Source organism: Azonexus sp. (assembly GCF_047638095.1).
Classification (GTDB): domain Bacteria; phylum Pseudomonadota; class Gammaproteobacteria; order Burkholderiales; family Rhodocyclaceae; genus Azonexus.
The window spans coordinates 1-2,106 of sequence record NZ_JBLJBW010000085.1 but is presented as its reverse complement, the minus strand read 5'-3'; the positions used below and the strand labels follow the sequence as shown (position 1 = coordinate 2,106).

Annotated in this window: 1 protein-coding gene and 1 pseudogene; both read left to right on the top strand. The window is 64.6% G+C overall.

Going from position 1 to position 2,106, the window contains the following annotated elements; translation table 11 throughout:
- Positions 1 to 1,527, top strand: a pseudogene (locus tag ACM62Q_RS13060) (alpha-2-macroglobulin family protein); the annotation flags it as partial.
- A 16-nt stretch (positions 1,528 to 1,543) separates the two neighbouring features.
- Positions 1,544 to 2,106, top strand: a 563-nt coding sequence (locus tag ACM62Q_RS13055) for a transglycosylase domain-containing protein (protein ID WP_415037291.1), incomplete at its 3' end; no start/stop codon positions are given.

Below are 2,106 nucleotides of genomic sequence, written 5' to 3'. Positions count from 1 at the left end.
CCGCCCATCGACGTGCGCAGCGCCGTGCGCGGCCTGCTCACCTACCCCTACGGCTGCACCGAGCAGACCACCAGCACCGCCTACCCGCACCTCTTCATCGACGAAGCGGCCGCCCGGCAATTCGGCCTCAAGGCCTACACCCCGGCCCAGCGCGCCGACATGCTCGACAAGGCCATCGCCCGACTGGCCGGCATGCAGGCGCCCAACGGCGGTTTCAGCCTGTGGGGCAATTACGCGGAATATGAGTACTGGCTCTCCGCCTACGTCAGCCATTTCCTGAGAGATGCACGCGAACAGGGCTTTGCCGTGCCGGCCGAGATGGAGAAAAAAGCCGTCGAATTTCTCTTGAAAGGCTTGCAGGAAGGCGTTGCCAGCCTGCCGCGCGGGCCGCTCAACTACAACCACAACAGCAGCTGGGGCGACTGGCGTTACGCCGGCTCGGGCCGTTTCAGCGTGCTCGCCTATGGCGCTTATGTGCTGGCGCTCCATGGCAAAGCGCCGCTCGCCACCCTGCGTCAGCTGGCCGAAGCCAGCGAACAATCGCATTCCGGCCTGGCACTGGTGCAGCTTGGCCTGGCGCTCAAGCTGATGGGTGACGAGCCGCGCAGCCAAAGTGCCATTGCCGCCGGTTTGCAGAAACCGCGCGACAACCGCTACTGGTGGGGCGATTACGGCAGCACCCTGCGCGACTCGGCACTGATGTACGTGCTGCTCAAAAAGCATAAACTCGCGCCGCCCGGACACGCCGATCTGGTTTCAGTAGCGGCAGGAGAAATGGACAAACACCGCTACCTGAGTACCCAGGAAAAAATGGCCGTCTTCCTGCTCGGCCGTGATTTTGCCGCCGCCGACGGCACGCCCTGGCAGGCCAGCCTAACGCAAGGCGGTGCCAACCTGACGCAAGGTGGTGCCAGTCAGAGTCTGGGCGGCAAGGGCATGCAGTTCCTGCCGCTGGAAGGCGGCGCGCTGGCCCGTGGCATCACCTTCAAAAACACGCACAATGCGCGCCTTTACCTGTCGCTCGATCTGGCCGGCCACCCCGCCAAAGCGCCGCCAGCGCGCAGCGATGCCTTCGCGCTCAAGCGCCACTGGTACAGCGCCGACGGCAAAGCACTTGGTGAACGCGCCTTGCGCGTCGGCGAAAGCCTGCTCGTGCGCCTGGATGTCAAAACCCACGGCCATTACGCCAATGCCATGATCGTCGATTACATCCCCGCCGGCATCGAAATCGAGAACACCAACATCAGCCAGAGCGAGCAGAACGAGTTCATCGTCGATGGCATTTCGGTCAGTCAGGCGATGCAGGATGCCCGCATCAAGCATGTCGAGTTTCGCGACGACCGCTTCGTCGTCGCCGCCCGCCTGGCACCCGGTACCACCCATTTCTTCTACCGTGCGCGCGTGGTCACGCCGGGCCGCTTCGTCGTGCCGCCCAGCTACGCCGAGGACATGTACCAGCCGACGATCTACGGGCTGGCGGCGGACAGGGATCACATCACGATCAACGATGGGGAGCAGCGCCATTGATCCAGCGGGGCGAGCCGTGTCGCTCGCCCTGACTTGCCTGCGCTGGCTGCTGGCCGCCCTGCTCGCGGCACTGCTCCTCGCCGACCAGCTTTTCCCGCTGCCGCCAGCAGCAAAGGCGCAGCAAAGCACGCCGCGCGGCGTACAACTGGTGCTGGCCAGCGATGGCACGCCACTACGCGCCTTCCCGGATGGCCGGCATATCTGGCGGCAGCCGGTGCGGCTGGACGAGGTATCGCCGCGTTACGTGGAAGCGGTGCTGGCCTATGAAGATCGTTTCTTCTACTGGCATTTCGGCGTCAACCCCGTCGCCTTGCTGCGTGCTGCCGGACAATGGCTTTGGCATGGCCGCATCGTCTCCGGCGGCTCCACCTTGAGCATGCAGGTGGCGCGCATGCTGACGCCGATGCCGCGCAGCATGGGCGACCGCAGCATCGGAAACAAGCTGCGGCAAATCCTGCGCGCCCTGCAACTGGAGCTGCATCTTTCCAAAAAGGAAATCCTTGAAATCTATCTGCTGCGCGCCCCGATGGGCGGCGTACTGGAAGGGGTGGAAGCGGCCAGCCGCGCCTATCTGGGCAA